20 protein-coding genes and 1 pseudogene are annotated in these 23695 nt (G+C 46.4%); 17 read left to right on the top strand and 4 right to left on the bottom strand.

Annotation, left to right across the window (positions count from 1 at the left end):
- Positions 1 to 5 precede the first annotated feature (5 nt).
- A complete protein-coding gene (locus tag ACQ4MX_RS10705; RefSeq protein WP_431090509.1) occupies positions 6 to 770 on the top strand; it encodes a MerR family transcriptional regulator in 765 nt (254 codons plus the stop codon).
- Between the two features lie 103 nt (positions 771 to 873).
- On the opposite strand, the gene ACQ4MX_RS10700 is transcribed toward ACQ4MX_RS10705, so the two are convergent.
- Positions 874 to 1353, bottom strand: coding sequence for a hypothetical protein (locus tag ACQ4MX_RS10700; RefSeq protein WP_044646143.1), 480 nt, complete (start codon positions 1351 to 1353; stop codon positions 874 to 876).
- Between the two features lie 90 nt (positions 1354 to 1443).
- On the bottom strand, positions 1444 to 1923 hold the full coding sequence (locus ACQ4MX_RS10695) for a GAF domain-containing protein (protein ID WP_134911241.1): 480 nt from the start codon (positions 1921 to 1923) through the stop codon (positions 1444 to 1446).
- Positions 1924 to 2350: 427 nt separating this feature from the next.
- On the opposite strand from ACQ4MX_RS10695, the gene ACQ4MX_RS10690 reads away from it, so the two are divergent.
- The 8 genes and pseudogenes from ACQ4MX_RS10690 to ACQ4MX_RS10655 all read left to right on the top strand — a co-directional run bounded on the left by ACQ4MX_RS10690 (position 2351) and on the right by ACQ4MX_RS10655 (position 12187).
- The gene (locus tag ACQ4MX_RS10690) at positions 2351 to 2656 is read left to right on the top strand and encodes a hypothetical protein (RefSeq protein ID WP_431090508.1); all 306 of its coding nucleotides are present in this window, start codon (positions 2351 to 2353) and stop codon (positions 2654 to 2656) included.
- A gap of 202 nt (positions 2657 to 2858) precedes the next feature.
- Positions 2859 to 3455 (top strand): GNAT family N-acetyltransferase, encoded by a 597-nt coding sequence (locus ACQ4MX_RS10685; RefSeq protein ID WP_134911239.1) that lies wholly within the window; start codon positions 2859 to 2861, stop codon positions 3453 to 3455.
- On the top strand, positions 3439 to 4197 hold the full coding sequence (locus tag ACQ4MX_RS10680; protein WP_431090507.1) for an energy-coupling factor transporter transmembrane component T family protein: 759 nt from the start codon (positions 3439 to 3441) through the stop codon (positions 4195 to 4197). Before ACQ4MX_RS10685 ends, ACQ4MX_RS10680 begins: the two co-directional genes overlap by 17 nt.
- Before the next feature lie 125 nt (positions 4198 to 4322).
- The gene (locus tag ACQ4MX_RS10675) at positions 4323 to 4910 is read left to right on the top strand and encodes an ECF transporter S component (RefSeq protein ID WP_431090505.1); all 588 of its coding nucleotides are present in this window, start codon (positions 4323 to 4325) and stop codon (positions 4908 to 4910) included.
- 56 nt (positions 4911 to 4966) lie between these two features.
- Positions 4967 to 6506: pseudogene (locus ACQ4MX_RS10670) on the top strand (ABC transporter ATP-binding protein).
- 171 nt (positions 6507 to 6677) lie between these two features.
- Positions 6678 to 8192 (top strand): MDR family MFS transporter, encoded by a 1515-nt coding sequence (locus ACQ4MX_RS10665; RefSeq protein WP_431090504.1) that lies wholly within the window; start codon positions 6678 to 6680, stop codon positions 8190 to 8192.
- A 746-nt stretch (positions 8193 to 8938) separates the two neighbouring features.
- On the top strand, positions 8939 to 10438 hold the full coding sequence (locus ACQ4MX_RS10660; RefSeq protein ID WP_431090503.1) for a glycoside hydrolase family 68 protein: 1500 nt from the start codon (positions 8939 to 8941) through the stop codon (positions 10436 to 10438).
- A 192-nt stretch (positions 10439 to 10630) separates the two neighbouring features.
- Positions 10631 to 12187: a glycoside hydrolase family 32 protein gene (locus tag ACQ4MX_RS10655; protein ID WP_431090502.1), complete on the top strand. Its 1557-nt coding sequence runs from the start codon at positions 10631 to 10633 to the stop codon at positions 12185 to 12187.
- Positions 12188 to 12362: 175 nt separating this feature from the next.
- Here the strand turns inward: ACQ4MX_RS10655 and ACQ4MX_RS10650 are convergent, their stop codons facing one another.
- Positions 12363 to 12827, bottom strand: a complete 465-nt coding sequence (locus tag ACQ4MX_RS10650; protein ID WP_014279758.1) for a MarR family winged helix-turn-helix transcriptional regulator — start codon at positions 12825 to 12827, stop codon at positions 12363 to 12365.
- Between the two features lie 289 nt (positions 12828 to 13116).
- Here ACQ4MX_RS10650 and ACQ4MX_RS10645 point away from each other — a divergent pair, with 289 nt between their 5' ends.
- A complete protein-coding gene (locus tag ACQ4MX_RS10645) occupies positions 13117 to 13551 on the top strand; it encodes a hypothetical protein (RefSeq protein ID WP_431090501.1) in 435 nt (144 codons plus the stop codon).
- Positions 13552 to 13758: 207 nt separating this feature from the next.
- Positions 13759 to 15096, top strand: a complete 1338-nt coding sequence (locus ACQ4MX_RS10640; RefSeq protein WP_431090500.1) for an amino acid permease — start codon at positions 13759 to 13761, stop codon at positions 15094 to 15096.
- A 20-nt stretch (positions 15097 to 15116) separates the two neighbouring features.
- On the opposite strand, the gene ACQ4MX_RS10635 is transcribed toward ACQ4MX_RS10640, so the two are convergent.
- A complete protein-coding gene (locus ACQ4MX_RS10635) occupies positions 15117 to 15749 on the bottom strand; it encodes a LysE family transporter (RefSeq protein ID WP_431091301.1) in 633 nt (210 codons plus the stop codon).
- Between the two features lie 304 nt (positions 15750 to 16053).
- On the opposite strand from ACQ4MX_RS10635, the gene ACQ4MX_RS10630 reads away from it, so the two are divergent.
- The 6 genes from ACQ4MX_RS10630 to ACQ4MX_RS10605 all read left to right on the top strand — a co-directional run bounded on the left by ACQ4MX_RS10630 (position 16054) and on the right by ACQ4MX_RS10605 (position 23607).
- Entirely contained in the window at positions 16054 to 17022 is a 969-nt protein-coding gene (locus ACQ4MX_RS10630; protein ID WP_431090498.1) for an SIS domain-containing protein, read from the top strand.
- A 28-nt stretch (positions 17023 to 17050) separates the two neighbouring features.
- A complete protein-coding gene (locus ACQ4MX_RS10625; RefSeq protein WP_431090497.1) occupies positions 17051 to 17863 on the top strand; it encodes a fructoselysine 6-kinase in 813 nt (270 codons plus the stop codon).
- A gap of 95 nt (positions 17864 to 17958) precedes the next feature.
- Positions 17959 to 18672: a GntR family transcriptional regulator gene (locus tag ACQ4MX_RS10620; RefSeq protein ID WP_431090496.1), complete on the top strand. Its 714-nt coding sequence runs from the start codon at positions 17959 to 17961 to the stop codon at positions 18670 to 18672.
- A gap of 135 nt (positions 18673 to 18807) precedes the next feature.
- Entirely contained in the window at positions 18808 to 20391 is a 1584-nt protein-coding gene (locus tag ACQ4MX_RS10615) for an amidohydrolase (protein WP_431090495.1), read from the top strand.
- A gap of 2 nt (positions 20392 to 20393) precedes the next feature.
- A complete protein-coding gene (locus tag ACQ4MX_RS10610) occupies positions 20394 to 21824 on the top strand; it encodes a YfcC family protein (RefSeq protein WP_431090493.1) in 1431 nt (476 codons plus the stop codon).
- A gap of 112 nt (positions 21825 to 21936) precedes the next feature.
- Positions 21937 to 23607 carry a ribonuclease J gene (locus tag ACQ4MX_RS10605; RefSeq protein ID WP_431091300.1) on the top strand — a complete coding sequence of 557 codons (1671 nt, stop codon included), beginning with the start codon at positions 21937 to 21939 and terminating at the stop codon, positions 23605 to 23607.
- The last annotated feature ends 88 nt before the right edge of the window (positions 23608 to 23695 follow it).

Genomic DNA, 23695 nt, shown 5'->3' with positions numbered 1-23695 from the left:
GCGGAATGGCTTACACGGTGAAGGAAGTATCCGGTCTGTCGGGAATCAGCGTACGAACTTTACATTATTATGATGAAATCGGATTGCTAAAACCCCATCATGTCGGGGATAACGGGTATCGCTATTACGAACAGGAGCAACTGTTGAGACTACAGCAGATTATGTTATACAGAGAGCTGGAATTACCATTATCCGACATTGGCGACTTGCTGGAGCAGACGAAGGAAAAAACGGCCGAGGTTTTGTTGGAGCATAGAAGCAAGGTGCAGAACAAAGTCTTCCGCTTGCATACTCTCCTACAGACCATCGACGAAACGGTGGCTCATGTGAAAGGAGAACAGACGATGAAACCGGAGCAATTGTATCAAGGGTTTGACCCGGAAAAGCAGGAAATGTATGAACGTGATCTGACGGAACGTTATGGTCATGAGGCAGATGAAAAAATTCAGGAGAGCAAAACAGCAACGGAGAACTGGTCCAAAGAGGATTATTTGGATTCTCAGGCAGAGGTGGATCAAATTCATCGGCAGTTGGCAAAAGCTATGAATAAGGGATTGAAGCATAGTAGTGAAGAAGTACAGGCTTTGATCCGCCGCCATCTCCAATGGGTAAGCAGATTCTATACACCTACAGCAGAGATTTATAGCGGGCTGGGAGACTTGTATGTGGAGCATGAGGACTTCAGAAAAATGTATGAAGGATATGAACCCGGATTGGCTGAGTATTTGCGAGACGGGATGAAGGTGCTGGCCGAACGTGAATTAAGCTAACTCAACAGCTGGTGGGAAAGGCTGCGAGAAGAAGTATAAAAAGGGATGAACAGCAAGCTAATTTAACGGCTTGCTGTTCATCCCTTTTGCGTGTAAAGCAGTTTTACATGCTACTGTGTGTCGCTCTCATGCCTTGCTGGCTGTTGTTACCGTAGTGTTGCATGTTGCCGCTGCCTGCATAATGCTGCCCAGTTGCACCCATGTGTTGCGGAAAGCTTTGATTCATGTGGCTTCCCATACCATAGGAGGACGGTTGCATACTACGGGAGGCGTAGTTATCGCCAAAGCCAGGTTGAGTCATTTGGCTGCTGGAGCGTATGGTGTTTTCCAACTGACTGCACAATTGAATGACTTGCTGGCATTGCTGTACAGCTTGTTGATGGTGCTGGATTGCGGTTTGGATCATTTGAGCTGCATTACGTTCACGTTGCACCAGGTCCTCTAGATTGGATGCATTTTGTTGCTCCTGTTGCAGCAACTGCTGATACATAGCAGTTCCTTGCTGTGTTTGTTGTACCAATTGCTGCATAATTTGTTCACATTGACGAAGCTGCTGTTGTGGAGCCATGGTGTTGTTGTACATTGTCATCAATCTCCTTCACCGGAATGGTTTTGGGTTCCAGACCCTCATATATTGTGGCGAAGGAAGACGATGATTATACACGGATTTTGATTACAAACTGGCTACCAGAATAGCCGTAAATTCCTCTAGGAATACACGATCTTCGTGGTCAAAGCGGGCTTTTAGCGGGCTGTCAATGTCCAGCACTCCCAGCAGTTCCCCGTTCTTGATGAGGGGGATGACGATTTCGCTGTTGGAAGCCGCGTCACAGGCGATATGGCCCGGGAACGCATGCACATCTTCTACGACAAGGGTCCGTCGCTCCACTGCGGCTGTACCGCATACACCGCGTCCCAGCGGAATTCGTATACACGCGGGCTGGCCCTGAAATGGACCGAGTACAAGCTCGGTTCCATCATAGAGATAGAAGCCACTCCAGTTAATATCCGGCAGAAAATGACCAAGCAACGCAGAAGCGTTCGCCAGGTTTGCAATAGTATTGGGTTCATCATGAATGAGTGCCCGGAGTTGCCCAAGAACCGATTCAAATTGTTCGTGACGTGTGCCTTCGTAAGGGATGGCCTGAAACATGTAGTCCACGCTCCTATCAGTGAATTTTTTACCATTATCTGTTGTATATGTGGGCAGAAAAAGGTAATTCTGCAAGCTACTTTTACCATTGGTTAATTAATTTAAGATATAACGATTGTATATATTCAGTCAAGAGGAAAATACATCTGTAACCTTTTCAGCGACCTCCGTACTCTAATCTTTGTACAGCGTAATTTCAAGAGAAGAACAGGAGTTGTCAGGTATGAAAAAGGTACATAGTGCAATCAGATCAGCAGTGGTGACCAGTCTGATTCGACGGCAGTCGTACATTTTATGAAAAGTGGATCACCTTCGCTGCTTGGTTTCTACAATTCAAAAGGGTTGCCACTCATTTGTTTCCGGCTTGTTTCCTATGGGTAAAAACAATATAACGATGTTGGCTTTAAGCCGGGAAGGAGCTACAACCATGCATGCAGATGTTCAAAATTTGTTTATCCGTATACAGATGCTTTCCTATGCACATCAAAACGATTTGACGGTGAGAGATATTCAACCTGTACTCGAAGAACGCGGGTACCGCGTAGGAGAACGTGAGGTCAAGCAGGAGCTGGAGAACCTGACGCAGGAAAACTTCCTGACCCCGCATGAAGATTTGTTCAGCATTACCGGTGCAGGGATCGAAGAATTGAAGGAAATTCAGTCGATGCTGGGCGTATTGTACAAGGATGTTGTGAAGAAACAGGCCCGCTCGGCTTCTCGTTCCTCCTCCTAAAGTGGCATTGGAATGCAGAGTATAGTCATCATTCATGTCTGCCTAACTACTTGGAAATGAGCGGCTCAAAACATACCCTCCTGTCTCATGGATGCCGGACCGGCGCATTTGTGGAGCAGGGGGGTGTTTGCGTTTGTTGAAGGGGTATGCTTAAATGTAGCGTATATTTATTGTCACTTTGATGCTGGAGGGATGATTGAACATGTGCGCATATGCATGTAAGGGGCATATACCACCGCTGGAAAGCCCGCGTCTTCGGCTCCGAAAGATGGAAACCGGGGATGCGGCTACGATGTTTGCCTGCTGGTCTGATCCGGAGGTTCACCGTTATATGAACCTGACGGGGATGTCCGGACGTGAGGATGCGGAGGATATGATCGAGTTGTTGAATGAGCTGGCGAGGACCGAGGATGCGTTGCGCTGGGGCATAGAGCTGAAGGAGGACGGGAAGCTGATCGGCAGCTGTGGCTTTAATTATTGGCAGACCGAGGGAGCCTACAAAGCCGAAATCGGCTACGAGCTGGCTACGCCCTATTGGAGAAAGGGCTATATGTCGGAGGCGCTGCGGCTGGTGCTGTCTTTCGGGTATGACACGATTCGGCTGAATCGGATGGAAGCGCTGGTGGACCCGCGAAATACGGGATCGCAAGCTCTATTGTCCTCTATGGGCTGGACGCAGGAAGGGCTGTTACGGCAAGTGCAGCATACGTCTACAGGCTTTAAGGATATGCTGATGTACTCCTTGCTACATGAAGAATGGCTCAGACTGGAGGCGAAGCGAAATGCTGTTTCAGTATAACGGAGGGGCGTCCCCGCTGCACAGGCTGGGGCCATTAAGTAAACTGATTCTGGTGGGATGCTTTAGCCTGCTGTCGATGTCATGGGATTCAACACTGCATGAAGCGGCACTGCTGGTTGTATTGATCGTTGCGGCTTGGTTTGGGGCAGGCTTAACGTTGGCACGTCAGCTTCGGGCCATGTCATTTCTGATTAGTCTGGGTATTCCGTATTTTATATTATCTATTCTGGCGATTCGGGAAGGACATATCGTGGCAGCCTGGGGGCCGATTTGGATTACAGCGAAAGGGCTGGATATCGCAGGGGCGTTGACGCTTCGCATTTTTGTGCTGTTTTTGGCCTCGTATATTTATTTGTCGACAACCGATCCCAGAGATTTTGTACAGGCTTTAAATCTGCGTTTGCGTGTTCCTTATCGGTTTGCGTTCGGTATTTCTGTGGCGCTGACGTTTCTCCCCTTATTGGAAGAGGAAGGACGTACTATAATGGCGGCACGGCGTGTGCGTGGACAGGAACCGCCGCGAGGGCTGCGGAACCGGCTATTATGGTGGGGCGGGTATGTCGGTGCTATGCTGGTAAATGCCGTGAGGAGAGTTCAGCAGACGGCGCTGGCGATGGAGGGCAAAGGCTTTGGGGCTTATGCTGATCGTACCTATCTCCGTTCGCTGGAGAAGGGGTGCTCCGGTTATGTATGTGCTGTGGTTGCTGTATTAGGTACTGCTGTTTTATGGTGGAGCTTATAGGGAGCAGCCTCTTTTTTTGATCTTATTGTCAACCATATAAATAAATTTAGGTTGACAATAAGGGCTTGTATGAATACATTTAGAATGTGCTCGTTTATATTTGGAGAGGAGATAGGGAATTACATATGAAGGAATCTCGTATTTTTGCAAAGTTTACGACGCTGGATATCGTATTGATGGCGATGCTGGCAACGCTGAATGGAGTCATGACGGTTTATTTGTCGATGATTAACAAAACATTAAACAGTCTGGGAGGGCCTATCGCGACTTCCTCCATTGTCGGGCTGTACATGATATATGGTTTGCTGGCCTATTATATTATTCGTAAGCCGGGGACGGCGATAATTGCCTATTCATTTGGCGCAGTGGTGCAGTCCTTTATGGGTTCAGTCTACGGAATCGCATCTATCATCGCGGCTGCGGTCTGCTATATGATTGTCGCTGAACTGGTATTTGCTATACTGCGCTATCGATGCTGGAATGCCGTTTCGCTGATGCTGGCAGGCGGGGCTATGGTGCCGTTATGGTTTATCGTGGCAGCCAATATGTTCGGATATATGCATTGGGGCTGGAAGGTGCTGACGATTGCACTGGTCGTGCGCATCCTGAGCGGTATCGTATTGTGCGGTCTGCTTACTAAGTTGTTGGGCGATGCATTGAATCGGACAGGACTGTTAAAACGTTTTGAGCTGGGGCGCGCTTCACGTGCATAGCACTTGCCATGGCGAGATTGTATTCTTCAAGAACAGGGATAGAGGGTATTTCGGTTATGAATGAACATAGCGATAATGGTTCTGGATGTAAAATAGCCGTGTCCATGAAGGATTTTGGCTATCGGTATGATGATCAGGAGGAACACGCGTTACATGGCTTGACGCTGGATATTGCGGTAGGTGAGCATGTTGCGATTGTCGGGGCCAGCGGAAGTGGAAAATCTACGCTGTGCCAGCTTCTCCACGGCGGATTGTCCCGCTCCGGTGAAGGAGAACGGGTTGGGGAGCTGACCGTGTACGGGATGGACCCGGACACGGCTGACCTGGCGGCTGTCGCCTCCACCGTCGGCGTCGTGCTTCAGGACCCGGATGCCCAACTGGTGCAGGGAATCGTCGAAGACGAGATTGCCTTCGGGCCGGAGAACCTGCGCGTGCCTCCGGCGGAAATAGCGCAGCGCCTGACGGCTGCGCTGGAGGCCGTCGGCCTTGCCTCCGAGCGCGGCTCCTTCGTGCGCCGCCTCTCGGGAGGCCAGCGCCAACGCACCGCTATCGCTGCGGTGCTGGCGCTGGAAGCGCCGCTCGTCGTGTTCGACGACGCAGCGGCGCAACTGGACCCGCCGGCCCAAAGCGACTTCGCCCTGCTATGCCGGCGGCTCCATGCCGCAGGCCGGACGGTGGTCACCGTGTCCGGCCGCATGGACGATGCCGCGCGTGCAGCGCAGCGCGTCATCGTGCTGGAGGGCGGGGCTGTGCAGCTGCAAGGCCCGCCCGACAAGCTGCTGCGCGAGCATGGCGCGCAGCTTGCCGCCTTGGGGCTGCTGCCCTCTCCCGCAGGGAGGGGAGGCGTGCCCCAAGGGCCGGGGGCGAAGCCCGGTCTGCCGTTGTTGGAGGTGAAGGGGCTGACCTTCACCTATCCCGGCAGTGGCCGGGCAGCGCTGGCAGGCGTGAGCCTTGCCCTTGCGCCCGGCGAACGAGCCGTCCTGCTGGGCGAGAACGGCTCCGGCAAAACAACGCTCGGCAAGCTGCTGATGGGCCTCCTGCCTGCACCTAAGGGGTGCATGTGGTGGGAGGGTCAGGATATGGCGAAGCTGCCGATCCATCAACTGGCCGCCGGGATCGGCTACGTGTTCCAGCAGCCGGAGCATCAGTTTGCGGCTACAACGGTGTGGGACGAATGCTTGTACAGCGTCCGCGTCAAGCTTGGATTACGGGCTGGGGAGGCGATTCCTGCTGCGTATGAGGAACGGGCGCAGCGGCTGCTGACAGCCGCCCGACTGGATCACAGGCTGAATGCCTCTCCGTACCTGCTGAGTGGCGGTGAAAAAAGGCTCTTAAGCGTAGCCGCGCAGTTCATTCTGCCCAAAAAGCTTTACATTCTGGATGAGCCTACTGCCGGAACGGATTATGAAGGAGCGAACATCCTGCTTCGCATGTGCGCTGAACAAGCGGACCAGGGAGCAGCCTTTCTGATCATCACCCACGATATGCAGTTCGCTGAAAGCTTTTCCAGCCATATTCTGTACATGGAAAAGGGGCAGATTAAGGAAGCGGAAAGTGCCGGGGATTTATCATACGATTACAGTTGACAAAATTTAAGTATATGTAGACAATAATATATATACATCGTATAAAACAGGCGGCCTATATAGGCCGCCTGTTTACGATTATGCAGTGCGGGTAATACCAATCCTGTGCAGTCGAATTGCACAGGTGCAACCAGTTTACACAAGGAAAGGATTTGTGATTTGCTTGGGAAAAGATAAACCCATGAAGCGCGGGCTCGTGCTGACCGGCGTTCTGTTGGCTACCTTTCTGGCCGCGATTGAGGGAACCGTCATCGGTCCTGCCGGACCGACTATTGTTAGTGAACTGGGCAGCGTGAATTTGCTCAGCTGGATTTTTACGGCCTATTTGCTGACGATGGCTGTAACTACACCTATTTTCGGCAAGCTTAGCGATTTATTTGGTCGCAAACCGATTTTTCTGATCGGCTGTTCATTGTTTATACTCGGTTCTTTTCTTTGTATGCTGGCTGGTAGTATGGAGCAGCTTATTTTGTACCGGGCTATTCAAGGGATTGGAGCGGGCGGAGTGATTCCCGTTACCTTTACCATTATCGGAGATATATACAAAATGGAGGAACGCGGCAAAGTTCAGGGAATGATCAGCTCGGTATGGGGGATTTCTTCCCTGATCGGGCCTTTGCTGGGCGGTTACGTGGTCACTTATTTTGGCTGGGAATGGATTTTCGGTTTTAACGTCCCTTTTGGACTGCTTGCAATGTTCTTCATCGCTCGTTACCTGCGGGAGCAGGTAGCCAAGCGTACCGCGCGCATCGACGTGCCGGGAGCTGTTACCTTTACCATTGGAATGACGGCCCTTTTGCTCGTATTGGCACTGGGCGGACAATATATCGGTTGGGCTTCTCCTGAACTGCTAGCCTTGGCAGCCGTTGCTATTTTATTCCTGATTCTGTTTTTGGTTATCGAAAAACGCGCTCAGGAACCGATGGTGCCCCTAAAGCTGTTTCGGATACGGGATATCGCCTTTTCCTGTGCCGCAGCCCTGCTGGTCAGTTCTCTGCTGATCGGGCTGACCAGCTACCTGCCGCTTTGGATTCAGGGCGTACACGGTGGAGATGCCGCTTCATCCGGTCTGGCGCTGGCACCGATGTCAGTAGGATGGCTGTTCGGTTCCATGATCGGGGGACGCATTTTGCTGACTTTGGGTTCACGTCGAACCTCATTAGTCGGACTAACCCTGATTGTACTGGGTGCCTTCGTGATGACCCTGATGGGCGAAACGGCGCCAATCTGGCTGCTGTTCCTATCCACATTATTGTATGGATTGGGCTTTGGTTTCTCCATGACCGTGTTTACCATTATTGCCCAGTCTTCGGTCGGGTTCCAGTTGCGTGGTGCATCTACAGCATTGAATACGTTCCTGCGAACATTGGGGCAAACCATTGGTGTGGCAGCCTTCGGTTCATGGCTTAATTATCGCATTGCTGCCCAGACAGCAGATGGACAGCTTACACAGCAGGGGGTTACGCAGGAGGATATTAACGGTTTGCTTGCACCTCATGCCTCACAAAGTTTGAGTGACAAGACCGCTGGCTTGCTCCGTTCCGTGCTGGAAAACAGTCTGCATTCCCTGTTCATCATCATGGTCTTTATTGCAGTCATTAGTTGGTTTGTCGTCCTCGGGTTGCGGAACCGTCCACCGGGTACGGAGGAAGAAGCAAGCAAGCCTGCAAAGGCGGCACAGGGAGGAACTGCATAGGAATAAAGGAATCGTAGACCGTTTCCTTGTTACATGTGGTGCTTGCCAACAGAAGTTTATTGCTTGTATAGCGGTATGAAAATACAGAATATATAGGAAAATAGCGGTAGCTTGGGGCAGGGAAATAGCGTCCAGAGCTACTGCTATTTTTTGGATTTCCCCCCTAATCACAGGCTTTTTTCGAGAAATCCGGGGGGCGGTGGCGATGGGAAGCTCTATCCGACTGCGTAGTGGCACCATAGGTAACTTTTAAGTTCAGTTTATATAGTTGGGCTAATGAGCATCAAAGGTGTATTTTTTATGTCAGAAATACTGTATGTGAATAATTACATAAGTAAATTAATGGTAGAATAGTCTTATTACACATGTATCTAATATTTTTCTCGAAAATTAAAGGGGCCCTAAAGTACCATTTTTCTGAATTCGTTTGCAAATGGATTTTTTGATGAATGTTTCTGAATGATTTTGAAGGAAAATGAAGCGACCTACTTAGCAAAATTGAATATGCAAAAAAAGCAAGGAACGAACTTATTTAAATGTAAATGAAATGAAAGAAATGGTATTTTCAGAAATTAAATAGGAAAATATGAGGATAGAGTTCGACGTGTCTCCTTCTTTTAGCCTTGAATAAAAGGGGATATCTAGTCTATATCAATCGTTTGACATACAATATAAAATGGCCCTACCAACCAAAAAGTTGGGTTTCTAATCTAGAAAGCATAATTAGAATAAGGGAGATGGAGTACTTGAAGTTTAACAACTTGTTCAGAAAAGCAGCTACCGTAACAGTAGCAACTACCTTGCTGTTAGGGGGCGGCTTTCAAGCTTTTGCGAAGGAAAAAGACAGTGGTGATCTCGAGGATGACAGCAGATTTACTCAAATCACGCGTCATGATATGCTGAACATTTTCAAACAGCAGGGCAAGGAAAAATTCGAAGTTCCATCCTTTGATGCATCTACCATCAAAAATATTCCTTCGGCAAAAGGCCGCGACGGGTCGGGCAAGCTCATTGATTTTGATGTGTGGGATTCTTGGCCGTTACAAAATGCAGATGGCACGATAGCTAATTACAAGGGGTACAATATTGTGTTTGGATTGGCAGGCGATCCTAAAAGAGCAGAGGATACGTTTATTTATCTGTTCTATCAAAAAGCAGGCAACACCTCGCTGGAAGGCTGGAAAAATGCCGGAAGAGTATTTAAGGATAACGATAAAATCCTATCCAATGATGCAATCCTGAAAGATCAGGCGGAGGAATGGTCCGGTTCTGCTACTTTAACGTCGGATGGAGAAGTGCGTTTATTTTATACCAGCAGACAGCCTTATGAGCCGGAAAACAAACTGTACGGCAAGCAAACTTTGGCTACCGCCCAAATTAATCTCTCTCAACCCGATGAAGAAAGCTTGAAAGTGGACGGTGTAGAGGATCTCAAATCCATTTACGATGGTGGCGACGGAAAAATTTATCAGAATGTTCAGCAAAGCGTGGGAGTAAGCCTAGATAATCACACATTCAGGGACCCTCACTACATTGAAGATCAAGGGAAGAAATATATCATATTTGAAGCAAATACCGGTACAGAGACGGGTTATCAGGGAGAGGATTCCCTTCAAAAATCTGCGTATTATGGCGGAAATAACGAATTTTTCACCAAAGAGCTACAAAATCTGCTGCAAAGTCCCAAGAAAAACGGGGCCGAAATGGCGAACGGTGCTTTGGGAATCGTGGAATTAAATAATGACTATACGTTGAAAAAAGTTATGGACCCGCTAATTGCATCCAATCTGGTAACGGATGAGATTGAGCGTGCTAATGTTTTCAAAATGAACGGTTTGTGGTATATGTTTACAAGCACCAGAGGTTCTAAAGTTACCGTTGATGCCATTGGAAGTGATGAGATTTACATGCTGGGTTACGTATCGACTTCTTTGACAGGGCCTTATAAACCCTTGAATGGAACCGGTCTCGTTCTTCACCAAAATCTGGATCGTGATGATATTACCTGGACGTATGCCCATTTTGCTATTCCGCAAGGCAAAGGAAATAACGTTGTGGTAACCAGCTATATGACGAACCGTGGACTGTTCCCGGATCACAAATCCACTTTTGCGCCAAGCTTCCTGCTGAACATTAAAGGCACCAAAACTTCTGTTGTGAAGAACAGAATTCTGGAACAAGGGCAAATCACGATTGATCCAACGGACGACAAAGAAGTACCACCATATGACTATGGGAAAAAGTAAGCAGGTATTCACTTAAGCGAGAGAGTGCAGCAAAAAAAGAAAGTCCGGTGGGACGATATCGGGAACTGAGATTTGATTTACCGAGCCGTCCCATACCGGACGATACATATCGTGCAATGAGAGGATGGGATCCGACCATTCCCGCATGCTCGTCAGACTATCCAGACAAAGAGAGTGGGGAGGATCGTCAGGATGAAAAGCATAGCTTCTAAGAGCATTTGGATACGATCCATCATGGTCATCGTGGGCCTGAGTATATTAATAGCCATTGGCTGGAGCCTTTATCACCCGGCTAAAAGTGAAAGTCTAGAAACACAGAAGAGGCAAACCTACCGGGCATCCTATCATTTTACCGTTCCGGATAAGTGGAAGAACGATCCTCAACGGCCTATTTATTTCGATGAAAAATATCATTATTACTATTTATATAATCGTGACTATCCCAAAAAGAACGGTACAGAATGGCGACATGCCACATCAACCGACCTGGTTCATTGGAAAGATGAAGGGGTGGCGATTCCCAAATATACGAACCGGAATGGAGATCCTTGGTCCGGCTCGGTCGTGATCGATGATAATAATACCGCAGGTTTTGGAAAAGGCACGCTGGTAGCCATTGTGACACAGCCCTCCGCAGATGGAGGAAAGCAGGAACAATTTTTGTGGTACAGTACGGACAAAGGCAAGACGTTTACTTCTTACCGCAACAAGCCTGTGATGTCCAACCCCGGTACAAAGGACTTCAGAGATCCCAAAATCATCCGAGATATTCAACGTAATCAATGGGTGATGGTCATGGCAGAGGGAACAAAGATTGGTTTTTATAAGTCAAAAAATTTAAAGGATTGGCGGTATACGAGCGGCTTTCAAACGGAAAATATCGGGCTTGTGGAATGTCCTGACCTTTTCCCAATGCGTGCAGATGATGGAACCTATCAATGGATTCTGGGCGTGAGCGCAAATAGCAAATCGACAGGTGGACCTAACACGTATGCCTACTGGACGGGAGATTTTAATGGAGAAGGATTTCTGCCTGATCGCAGTGAGCCTGAGTGGCTGGATTATGGCTTTGACTGGTATGGTGCAGTTACGTTCGAGGATGGGAAAGACAAAGATAAATACAGTCACCGTTATGCTCTGGCCTGGATGAACAATTGGGATTATGCCCATAACACGCCTACCCTGAAGGAAGGCTTTAATGGAATGGATTCGATTGTTCGTCAAATTCGGTTGAAGCATACAGCAGATGCCGGATATCGCTTGGTTTCACAGCCGGTAAAAGCTTTGGAGCAATTCCAAACCTCAACGGAATCATTTGGACAGATCAAGGTAGAGGGTGCTCACCCGCTTCCGGTAGCAGGCGATGCCTATCAGTTAGAGGCGGATGTATCTTGGTCAATGATCAAAAATGTGGGATTGAGGCTTCGAGGGTCAGCGGACGGTAAGCGTCATGTGGATGTGGGTGTTTCGGTGGATGGGCAATACTCCTACGTAAATAGAGCCAACACCGGGCAGCCGGATCAGAGTGGAAAATATATAGAGAGCAGGGCGCCTTTTGATGCCACTAAGAAAAACGTTCACCTGAAAATTCTCGTCGATAAAACCAGCATTGAAGTCTTTGTAGATGACGGAGAAGTAGCGTATTCCAGTTTAATATTCCCGCGATTAGAGGATCAGGGAATTACTCTTTTTACCGATGGCGGCCCGGCTATGTTTAACAATGTAGTGATCAAGCATTTTAATCGTTAGCGGGTACTTATGCTGCTCGTAAGCTTGGGCATATTTCGCTCTATTCAGGTATATAAAAAGTCCACCCATGAATATAAGGGTGGACTTTTCTGGTGTAAATCTAATTTTCGTTTAGCACAGCTATAAGATTGTTCGTTTATTCACAAGCGATCATTTGCTAAAACTACAATTCATTCTATTTGTGATAAGGTGACAGGTTATCAGCGCTACGGCCCAATTTTTTGAGCAAGCCGATGAGTTGATCTCTTTCGGTTTCACTGATTCCGCTAAAAGCACGTTCAATTTGACGTGTATAATCAGGATAAATCTCGTCCATGACACGTTGTCCCTCGTCCGTCAATTCCGCATATATAATCCGACGATCCTGGTCGCACGGGTGACGGTGCAAATAACCGCGGCTCTCCAGCTTGTCAATAACATAGGTGACATTTCCACTTTGCAGTAGCAGCTTTGCTCCAATTTGCTGGATCGGCTGCGCGCCCTTGTGATATAAAACTTCCATCACGGCGAAGGCCGTTGGGTTAAAGCCCACCGTTTTGATGCCAGCAACCGCATGTTCATTTACACTTTTGAATGACTTGCCAAACACGCTATACAAATGCATGGATTGCTGTGTCACCAATGTTCGGTAATCTATCATCTTCATTCCGCCTTTATGTATGGATTTGGGCATCCTTGACCGCTCGGCTTGGATGACCGGGCAACCATACCCTTGTTACTAGCATAAAGGGATTTACGTAGGGAAAACATGCGTTTTGTCACAGTAGCTGCTTTTTTAACTATTTAATTTCAAAGCTTTAAAGTAAATTTTTGAAAAATAAAGGTTTTGAATGTAAAAATACTGTTCCGGTTGGTTATATTAAAAATAACATACCTAACCTAATGAACCCCAATTAACAAAATAAGCTACTTCAGAGGAGATGAAACACATGGATACGGGCTCTTTCCGTTTTCAATTTCGTGATCCGCAGCAAGCCGCCCAAGCCTGTGAAACATTAAAGGAAATTGGATACTCTGCCAGCACAAATGGTGACACAGGTCTCAGTGTTCATATTGAGAACCAGGATGTGCTGTCTGCATTGGAGATTTGCCAAGCCTATGAAGGAAGTATGATTGAGGCAGGGACTCTTTTCTCTAGACCTGATGCAATTCCCGATTTGCAAGGAAATGTCGGTGTACAAAATCCAGGTTATAGCCCAGAGGACTGGATTATCCCAGCGCACACGATCAACGAGGATTGGAGTGAAGCGTATAAAAACGGTTCCTCTCGAACGTACAGCAACACAACGGAGGAGCACAACGTCAGCTCTGATCAACAACCGGAAGACGAAGTGGATGGATTTTCTGGAAGCATCCATATTTGACTCAAATGATGACGCAATGTCGATTAGGCGGTTGTTTCTTAGTTCTAAAAATGTTTTGTGAAGTAAGGAGCACCAGTAAACCTTGAGCGGGTTTGCTGGTGCTTCTTTTTTGATAAAGAAGAGTCATTCACATGAAATATATTGGAGAGGGCAATCTAAAGAATGGGGAGATCTGTCCCAAAATTCAGGAGTAGGGTGACTTTTTAAATGGACAAACCGTCTGATATGCAAAAAGAACAAAAACTAAAATGGTGGCAACTTAGCTTGTTAGGAGTTGCAGGTACTATCGGTACAGGATATTTTCTGGGGTCCGGCTTAGCAATTTCTATTGGCGGTCCAGCCGTACTGATTGCATATTTTTTAGCAGCAATGGGAACGTATGTAGTGTTTGATGCTCTTTCACGAATGACGGCAGATCATCCTGAACAGGGTTCTTTCCGTTCCTATGCCCAAAAAGCATTTGGGAGCTGGGCAGGATTCGGCAGTGGCTGGGTATATTGGTTCTCGGAACTACTTATTAATGGGAGCCAGTTAACTGCGCTGTCTATATTTTCACGTTTTTGGTTCCCTGAAGTACCGATGTGGATATTTGCGGCAGGCTTCGGGATTTTAGGGCTTGTGATTGTTTTTTTTGGCAATAAGGGTTTTGATCGAGTTGAAAATGTACTGGCCATCATTAAGATGGCAGCTATTGTTATGTTTCTGGTCTTGGCCGTTGCTCTTTTGGCAGGCTGGATCGGAGGAGGAAAATATAATCCAAAGTTCCCCATCAGTTACAAAGAATTTTTTCCAACTGGGGGCATGGGATTGTGGTCATCTTTTATTTTTGCCTTTTATGCATACGGAGGTATTGAAGTGCTCGGAATTATGTCTAATCGGCTTCAAAAACCGGAGGATGCACCCAAAGCAGGAAAAGTAATGCTGATGACGCTGGTTGTAGTGTATGTGCTTTCGATTGGTCTGGCTGTGTCTATGGTGCCATTAAGTGCCTTTAACCCGAAAGAGAGTCCTTTTGTGCTTGCGCTCAGCAGCGATCATCTGGTTTTTGTGCCTCATTTATTTAATGGAGTGCTTATTATTGCAGGGTTCTCAACAATGACAGCATCTCTATATGCAGAGACATCTATGATGCTTACGCTTGCACAGGAAGGAGATGCGCCCACATTGTTTTCACGGAAGTGGAAGGGCAAATATCCTCTTTATGCACTTAGTTTGATCTCCGTTGGATTAATCTCAGCCATCGTAATGTCGTTGCTGCTACCGGGAAAAGTATATGAATATATCACTACTGCAGCTGGTTTAATGCTGTTGTATAATTGGTGCTTTATTTTGCTGTCTTCAGGTAAGCTACTGGAATCGAGCAGATCAAACCATATTAAACGTTGGATTGGATTGTTGTTGATAGCTATGGCCGTGGTCGGATCATTTTTTCATAAACTTAGCCGCCCGGGGGTGTACATCAGCTTACTGCTTGTCTTGTTAATTGCAATATGTGACCTTATCGTACAATGGATTCGCCGAAAACATACGAAGGTATCTCGGTAATTTTGCCAAGAAGCCAAGAGTTAGCGGAAAAAGAGTAATTGAAATGCTTGTACACCAAAATAAAAGCCAAAACCGATAAGAGATAATCCGGACATCCAAGAGATGGTTTTAAGCAATCCGGTTTTTAGAAACCTACGGAAAATACTTGAGGCGGCTGCCATGGTCACATCCCAGAGTAACACGCCTAATACAATCGCTCCGCTAAAGATCAATAGCTGTTGTACTGGATATGTATTAGCTACGTTTGCCAGTATGGATCCGTAAATGCCAAGCCAGAAAAGGATGGAGAGAGGATTAAATAATGACATCAGGAAGCCCGCTAGAAATGAGTTGGTTAGGGTATTAGCATTTCCCCTTAATTCAGACTCTGAAATCACACCTGCATTTTTGATGCTTTCAATACCCGTATACACAAGTACGAAAAAACCAAACAACCATAAAAAAGCTTTAACAAACGGGGCGTTGAGAAGGTGGATCATTCCCAAATAGACAAGCAGCATATAGATAATGTCTGCTGTAATTGCACCAAGCCCAATAAACCAGGCATGCCAAAACCCATTCTTAATACCTCGATCCAACTGTGCAGCATTAATCGGTCCAATGGGGGCCGAAAGTGACAGACCAAGAAAAATATAACTGATAAATGTAATAATGGTGTTTTCCTCCTTGATTTTTTATTGGATGTTATGTATTTGTCTATTTTAGTTTATTCGGACAAACCCATTGGGAAGACCAATTTTTTGCGTATATTGGAGGAGTAATCTCGTTATGACCAAACACTCAATGAATCAAATCCAAATAGGGAGCTCTAATTCTTCCACAAAAGGATTAGAGCTTTTTTAATGCAGATCATAAAAAGTTCATCGAATAAATGGGCTTGACACTATTAATGAAAGCGCTTATATTTATCTCGTAAACAATACGTTATATAACGTTATATAAAAAGGAGAGATAATAATGAATGTACATCAGACGGTTCAGACGATTTTTGAACAAACGAGTGGAGAGATTTCCGAGGTTTATTTAGTAGCCTGCGGGGGCTCATTAGTCGATATGTATCCCTCGAAATATTTTCTGGATAGTGAAGCGAAGAAGCTGGTTGCTGGGATGTATACGGCGAATGAGTTTGTGCACGCGCTGCCAAAACGATTAGGTCAAAACTCAGTAGTCATCGTTTGCTCCCACGGCGGAAATACGCCGGAATCGGTAGCGGCTGCTAAATCAGCCAAAGAGAAGGGTGCTTACACTATCGGCTTAACCCATAATAGTGAAGCGACACTGCTTAACTACTCTGATTATGTTTTCCTCTATGAGTGGGGAGACGAGAGTGATGTGAAAAATAACCCGATGGCTATTATTTTGGAACTTGCTGTTGAGTTGCTTCATATCACTGAAGGCTATGCACATTATCAGGCTTTCCAGAACGGACTGGGGGCAATCAACGGAATTATTAACCGGGCCAAAAAGCAAGTTGAACCACGTGCTAGTATATTTGCCGACAAGTATCGCAATGAGGAACTCTACTATATCCTGACCAGCGGAGCTTCTTATGGACATGCGTACGGATTTGCTATCTGTTCTCTGATGGAAATGCAATGGCTTCATGCGGCTTCAATCCATTCCGGTGAATTTTTCCATGGTCCGTTTGAAGTAACGGATAAAGAAACTCCATTTATTCTGATGATCAACGAAGGACGCACACGGGCATTGGATGAGCGGGCACGGACTTTCCTGAATCAATATGCCGAGAAAGTGGAAGTGATCGATGCGAAGGAGCTTGGAATCGGAACCATTGCCGACGAGGTCGTCGAGTTTTTTAACCCGGTTTTATTTTACAGCATTGTATGTGTTTATCGTGAAGCACTCGCAAATGTACGCAATCACCCACTGGAAACTCGTCGTTATATGGGCAAAGTAGCTTACTAAGCGCACTTACCAACAGGAGGAAACCATCATGAAAGTTCTAGGCATTGGCGATAATGTGGTAGATAAATATGTTCATCTGCGCATGATGTATCCTGGCGGCAATGCGCTTAATTTCAGTGTGTTTGCCAAAAAAGCGGGAGTAGATGCAGCCTTTATAGGAGTATTCGGAGATGATAACGAAGCACAGCATGTAGAACATATCCTCCGTGAGCTGGAAATCGACATTTCACGGTGCAGACATCACCGCGGTGAGAACGGCTGCGCACGTGTAACCCTGGAAGACGGAGACCGAGTATTTCTGGGCAGCAATGAGGGAGGAGTTACACGTCTCCATCCGCTGGAGCTGAGTGAAGATGACATGGTCTATGTTGGTGGGTTTGACCTTATTCACACCGGCTTGTACAGTCATACAGGGCACTTGCTGCCTGAATTGGAGACGCTGGGAATCCCTCTTTCTTTTGACTTTTCGGATGATTTCGCAGATGCACAGGTGGAGAAATATATTGCGTATGCCGATTTCGCTTTCTTCTCTTGCAGCCATATGACGGATGAAGAGACACAAAACTATATCCGCTCCAATCGAAGAAAAGAGGGGCAAATTCTGGTAGCCACACGCGGCGGAGATAGATCTATTGCCTATGATGGTACTAAGTTCTATTTTCAAATGCCTGATTCCGTTGACGCTGTGGATACGATGGGGGCAGGAGACTCTTATATAACCGCCTTTTTATTGAGCTTTTTGAAAAACGGTAACATTCAGGACGCTATGGCAGAAGGCTCGAGGGTTGCCGCCCAGAGCTGTCTGGTAGAAGGTTCTTTCGGATACGGCGTCCGTTACTAAAAATTATTTTCAAATATCTTCACTTGTAAGAATATGTAACATTTGATACTCTAAGTGGGAGTAGTATAACGTTATATGACAAGTGAGGGCACAATATGTTGAATTCAGACCAAGCAGAGCCATTATATATTCAATTACAAAAAGCAGTCAAAACCGCTATCCATAATGGAACATTTACGCAGGGAAGCCGTATACCGACCGAAACTGAGCTAAGCGAGACCTACAATGTAAGTCGAATTACCGTAAGAAAAGCAATTGCCGAATTGGTTCATGAAGGTTATCTGACCAAACGTCAAGGAAAAGGTACCTTTGTCAATGTACCCAAAATTGGGCGGAAGATTGAACATGTCATCAGCTTTACTGCTGCCTGCAAATCCAACGGCCTCTCTTCACACAGTGTGGTCACAGAACGTGAAATCATAGAAGCGGATGAGGAAATTGCACATCAGTTGCAGCTCCTACAAGGAGAAAAAGTGCTATATATTCAGCGCAAAAGATACGCCGGTGACCGACCGCTAATGCTGGAGAATAATTATTACCCTTATGACCGATTTTCTTTTCTAATGGACGAGCAGTTGGAGGGCTCTGTATACGAACTGCTGCGTCATAAATACAGAATCGATCCTAACCAACCGGGAGAGACGATATTACAAATCGCTTTGGCGGATGAATTTCAGGCAAAGCTGCTGGAGACGGCTATCGGGCAGGCGTTGTTCTACATGCATACGATTATCTATGATCAGCATGGAAACCCCGTTCATGTAGGTAAGCAGTACATCATTGGAGACCGTTATCAATTCTCAATATAAATCCGTTGCCTGATATACAAGGTAATTCAGGTACGGCGCAGCTTCTGCTTCCACTCCATGAGAGAAGCAGAAGCAATATTATAACGTTATATTACGTTATGTTATAGGGCGGATAAATAATGAGGGGGTGAAACTGTGCAAGGGAAGAATGACACATTTGCGGACAAAGTTCTACTGTCAAATGCTATTTTTAATGGCTTAGTAAATGAAGCTTCGCCTGGGTTTATTGCACTGCAAGGAGAACGTATTGCGGCAGTGGGGCGTTCCGAGGAAGCACAAGCTTGGATAGGAGCGGAAACGGTTGTCTGTGATTTGGGTGATGCTTTTATCATGCCAGGAGTTCATGACAACCATGTATTTTTTACCGGATATATGTCGATGCATCGGGGCGTGGATTTGACTCATACAGCCTCGATCGAAGAAGCAGTGAAACTTATGCTACAAGCGGCAAACAACCTTCCGCCAGGGAAAGATGTAATCGCTTACGGATGGAGCGAGGAAGGATGGGGCAAGCTGCCTGAGCAAAGCTTGTTGAACGAGCTGTTCCCTGATCGGGCGGTAATCGCCATTAACCTAAATAAAAACTACTGCTGGATGAACCGATTGGCTCAGGAGAAATATCAATTTTCCCCGGATCAATGCAGTGCTGAGGCACGCGCTTTGCTGCTCCAAGCTATGATGCAGGACCACAGCCTTGTCAAACAAGAGTTTATGGAGTTTTGCCGCATGCTGGCTGCACGAGGAGTTACTTCTATAAAAGATATTGGCTTCGACCAGCATAGCGAGCTGCTGCCGATTCTAGAAGAATTGAAAGAAGCGGGTGAACTGCCGCTCAGATTTCATTTCTCACTTGAACCCGTTGTTGAACCGCTTGATATTGCCACCGGTATGAAGTATAAAGCCCTTTATAACGGAGACCTTATTCGTTTCCAAGGATACAAGCTGATGCTTGACGGCGTCGTAGCAGATCATACGGGGGACATGCTGGAACCTTACGCAGATATGCCCGGAGTAACGACTTTGAGGACGGTTGACTACGAAAAGATTGAAGACTCTGTGCTGGAAGCGGACAGCCAAGGTATCAAATGCTGCCTAACTGCAGAAGGTGATGCTGCGATTCGCCAAGCGGTATCCATGATTGAAAAATGCCGCGAGCAGCAAGGTAATAACCTTATCAGGCATTCTATCAGTGATATGGAATACCCTCATCCAGATGATCTGATCCGAATGGGCGAGAACAAAATTTTTGCCGAAGTCTATGCCCAAATTCTGCTACTGAATCCTTCCTATGAAGAGGCTTATATGTCTGCTGTGGTAGGCAAAAGTAATGAAAACCGATTTTATAATTATAAATCCATGCTGGAGGCTAACGTGCCGATAACCATTGGGACTGATCTGCCCTTATTTATCACCAGTGTTCCCGATTCACTGTACTCAGCTTCTCATCGATTATTTCCAGATGGATCACCTGCTGGAGGCTGGTATCCCGATCAAGGGATGCCGCCATCCGAGGTTTTAAAGGCATGGACCATTAATGGAGCCAGACATTGTTATATGGAAGAAGTCACAGGTACGCTGGAGGCTGGGAAATATGCTGACATCGCCGTTTTTGACCGCAACCTCCTTAATGCATCCGCTGGTGATATCAGGGATGCCCAAGTGATACTGACCATTATGGGAGGGAAGGTTACTTATAACCATTCTTGGAATGAGGGATAAACATGAACACCGAGAAAAAGAAATGGAAATTATCCTTACCCCATAGCTATACCTTAATATTTTTGATTATTATTACAGTCGCCGCATTGACATGGATTGTGCCCAGCGGACAATTTGAGCGTCATGAAGTGACAGTGAACGGTGTGACCAAAACGGCGATCGTTTCGGGAACTTATCATACTGTACCCAAAACTGGTGAGAACGGTGATTTAAGACAGGGACTCCCCCAAATCCTTAGCGCTCCTATTGAGGGGATTATTAATGCCGCCGATGTCGTCTCTTTTGTCCTTATTGTGGGCGGTTCCTTCGGGATTATACTGCAGACGGGAGCCATCGATCGTGCCCTGACAGTTCTTGCTAGACGGCTGAAGAATAAGGGGATTCTGCTGATTCCAATTGCCATGGTTATATTCAGTCTCGGAGGCTCTACCTTTGGGATGAGTGAAGAAATTATTCCGCTTTATGCGATTTTTATTCCGTTAATGTTTGCCTTGGGTTTCGATTCTATGACTGCTATTCTCATTCTATTTCTGGGAACGCAAATTGGCTATGTTGGTTCGACTGTTAATCCATTTTCAGTATTGATTGCCCAGGGGATCGCAGGAGTGGAGGGGAATCCCCAGCTCTGGCTGAGATTTATTGAATGGCTTGTATTTACTATGATTTCCATTGCCTTTACGATGTGGTATGCGCATCGGGTTAAGCGAAATCCGGAGAAATCCATTGTGTTTCAGAGTGATATTATAAACCGTGAGCAATTTATAAAAGAAAATACAGGTGAGGACGTCGTCTTCACGTTTCGGGACAAATTAATTATAGGTGGATTTATTGTAACGCTTGGAGCAATTGTCTGGGGAATTTTGGCCAAAGGCTGGTATATGACTGAAATCGGCGCCCTTTTCTTCGCACTCGGTATTTTTGTCGGGATAGTTACCAAAATGAGCCAGAAGGAAATAGCTGAGAATTTTGTAAAAGGGTGTGGAGAATTTATCTACGCTGCAGTGATCATAGGTCTCGCCCGCGGAATTCTGATCATCGCTGAGCAGGGTATGATCATCGATACCGTATTGAATTCACTCGCAAGCATCCTGGAAGGATTGCCAAGCTACTTGTTCACTACCATTATGTTGGTTGCACATAATATTATTACTTTCCTGGTCCCATCTTCTTCGGGGGAAGCTGCACTAACAATGCCTGTACTTGCACCGCTTGGCGATCTTGTAGGCATTAATCGTGAAGCAGTAGTCACAGCGTACCAATTCGGTAACGGGTTAACCAATCTCATTTCACCGACGGGTGGCGTACTGCTGGCAGGATTGGCCATTGCCCGGATCAGCTTTGGACAGTGGCTAAAGGTAATCTTCAAGCTATTCCCGATTCTGTGGCTAGTTGCTGTTATTTTTGCTGCTATTTCGGCAGCGGTGGGTATTTAATAAATCAAGTGAGAGCCCCTGTCTTTTAGAGACAAGGGTTTCTTTTTGTGCATAAGTTTACGTGGAAAATGAATAATATGGATAGCATTTTCCTAAGGAGGAAATAAAATTGATGCATGCTGATAATAGATTACTCATTGCTGCTCTAGGCGGTGTGAATGAAATCGGGAAAAACATGTATTTCATCCAATACGATCAGGATATTGTCGTTATCGATTGTGGCTCCAAGTTTCCTGATGAGAACTTGCCTGGTATTGACCTTATTGTGCCCGATGTCACCTATCTGCAGGAAAATCAGGATAAAGTCAGAGCGCTCATTGTGACTCATGGGCATGAGGATCACATCGGAGGTATTCCTTATTTACTGAAGCAGATCAACATTCCCGTATTCGGGACAAAGCTCACCATCGAATTAATTAAGATTAAGCTAAAGGAACATAACCTTTTGCGTGATGCCGAGCTTCATCTTATAGATGCGAATTCAACCGTTGATGTGGGTAAGATTCAGGCATCCTTTTTCACTACGGTCCACAGTATCCCGGATTGCCTGGGTGTCTTTTTTCAGACACCGGAAGGAAATGTGGTCCATACCGGCGATTTCAAATTCGATATGTCTCCCGTAAGCGGACCTTTTCCGGATCTTCATCGAATGGCTGAAATAGGAAAGAAGGGGGTGAAAGTGCTGCTCTCCGAAAGTACAAATGCGGAAAGGCCAGGATTTACCCCTTCAGAACGTTTGGTTGGCGGGCATATTCTAGATGCATTTGCCAGAGCCAAACAGCAGGTATTTATCTCCACGTTCGCTTCTAATGTGAATCGTGTCCAACAAGTCATTGACGCGGCTGTAGAAACGGGTCGCAAACTGGTTTTACTCGGACGCAGTATGATAAATGTGGTATCGGTGGCCAAGGAGCTGGGCTTCTTGCATATGCCTGAGGATTTGTTGATTGAGCCGGGGGAAACAGAGCGGTTTCCAGCAGAAGAAATTGCAGTTTTATGTACCGGAAGCCAGGGAGAGCCGATGGCTGCATTGTCACGTTTAGCCAATTCCCTGCATCCCAAAATCGAAATTTTGCCTGGTGATACGGTCATCATTGCTGCGGGAGCCATACCGGGGAATGAGCGAAACCTTTCCCAGGTCATTGACAACTTGTATGTGCTGGGCGCCAACGTTATTTATGGATCAGGCAACACCACAGGGATGCACGTATCCGGTCATGGTAGCCAGGAAGAGTTAAAATTAATGATGACCCTGATGAAACCCGAGTATTTGATTCCCATACACGGTGAATTCAGGATGTTGTATCAGCATCGTCAGCTAGCGGAGTCTGTGGGGATACCGATGGAGAATGTATTTATCGTCCATAACGGTGACACTATTCAAATTGAAGAGGGAAGGGCATCCCTGGGGCCCAAAGTACCAGCCGGCAATAGCTTGGTAGACGGGTTGGTAACAGGTGACGTGGGTAATATTGTACTGCGAGACCGTAAAAAGCTTTCTTCAGACGGAATGCTGATTATTGTGATGACGTTGAGCAAAAACGAGAAGCAAATGCTCGCAACACCAGAGGTCATTTCAAGAGGCTTTGTATATGTTAAGGATTCCGAAGAGCTCATGCGTCAGATCCACGACACGATTATGTCCACAGTGAACGAGTTAACAGAAATCGAAATGAGTCAGTGGGGACTGATTAAGCAGATGTTAAAAGATGATGTTGGTCGGTTTATTTACGGTCAGACGAAGAGAAGACCCATGATTTTACCTATCATTATTGAGGTTTAAGAAAATGGCATAGATTTTGGTCGTTACGCTTATCAGAAAAGACTTAAATCAGCAATACAACTGATTTAAGTCTTTTTCATTTCCCTTT

The organism is Paenibacillus sp. 8b26 (genome assembly GCF_050626875.1).
In the GTDB taxonomy this organism is placed as follows: domain Bacteria; phylum Bacillota; class Bacilli; order Paenibacillales; family Paenibacillaceae; genus Paenibacillus.
This window is presented reverse-complemented; position numbering and strand designations above follow the sequence as displayed.

Bases quoted from the DNA above. Each gene is read 5' to 3' on its own strand.
- ACQ4MX_RS10705 (WP_431090509.1), top strand. From the start codon at position 6: ATGGCTTACACGGTGAAGGAAGTATCCGGTCTGTCGGGAATCAGCGTA.
- ACQ4MX_RS10700 (WP_044646143.1), bottom strand. From the start codon at position 1,353: ATGTACAACAACACCATGGCTCCACAACAGCAGCTTCGTCAATGTGAA.
- ACQ4MX_RS10695 (WP_134911241.1), bottom strand. From the start codon at position 1,923: ATGTTTCAGGCCATCCCTTACGAAGGCACACGTCACGAACAATTTGAA.
- ACQ4MX_RS10690 (WP_431090508.1), top strand. From the start codon at position 2,351: ATGCATGCAGATGTTCAAAATTTGTTTATCCGTATACAGATGCTTTCC.
- ACQ4MX_RS10685 (WP_134911239.1), top strand. From the start codon at position 2,859: ATGTGCGCATATGCATGTAAGGGGCATATACCACCGCTGGAAAGCCCG.
- ACQ4MX_RS10680 (WP_431090507.1), top strand. From the start codon at position 3,439: ATGCTGTTTCAGTATAACGGAGGGGCGTCCCCGCTGCACAGGCTGGGG.
- ACQ4MX_RS10675 (WP_431090505.1), top strand. From the start codon at position 4,323: ATGAAGGAATCTCGTATTTTTGCAAAGTTTACGACGCTGGATATCGTA.
- ACQ4MX_RS10665 (WP_431090504.1), top strand. From the start codon at position 6,678: ATGAAGCGCGGGCTCGTGCTGACCGGCGTTCTGTTGGCTACCTTTCTG.
- ACQ4MX_RS10655 (WP_431090502.1), top strand. From the start codon at position 10,631: ATGAAAAGCATAGCTTCTAAGAGCATTTGGATACGATCCATCATGGTC.
- ACQ4MX_RS10650 (WP_014279758.1), bottom strand. From the start codon at position 12,827: ATGATAGATTACCGAACATTGGTGACACAGCAATCCATGCATTTGTAT.
- ACQ4MX_RS10645 (WP_431090501.1), top strand. From the start codon at position 13,117: ATGGATACGGGCTCTTTCCGTTTTCAATTTCGTGATCCGCAGCAAGCC.
- ACQ4MX_RS10640 (WP_431090500.1), top strand. From the start codon at position 13,759: ATGGACAAACCGTCTGATATGCAAAAAGAACAAAAACTAAAATGGTGG.
- ACQ4MX_RS10630 (WP_431090498.1), top strand. From the start codon at position 16,054: ATGAATGTACATCAGACGGTTCAGACGATTTTTGAACAAACGAGTGGA.
- ACQ4MX_RS10625 (WP_431090497.1), top strand. From the start codon at position 17,051: ATGAAAGTTCTAGGCATTGGCGATAATGTGGTAGATAAATATGTTCAT.
- ACQ4MX_RS10620 (WP_431090496.1), top strand. From the start codon at position 17,959: ATGTTGAATTCAGACCAAGCAGAGCCATTATATATTCAATTACAAAAA.
- ACQ4MX_RS10610 (WP_431090493.1), top strand. From the start codon at position 20,394: ATGAACACCGAGAAAAAGAAATGGAAATTATCCTTACCCCATAGCTAT.
- ACQ4MX_RS10605 (WP_431091300.1), top strand. From the start codon at position 21,937: ATGCATGCTGATAATAGATTACTCATTGCTGCTCTAGGCGGTGTGAAT.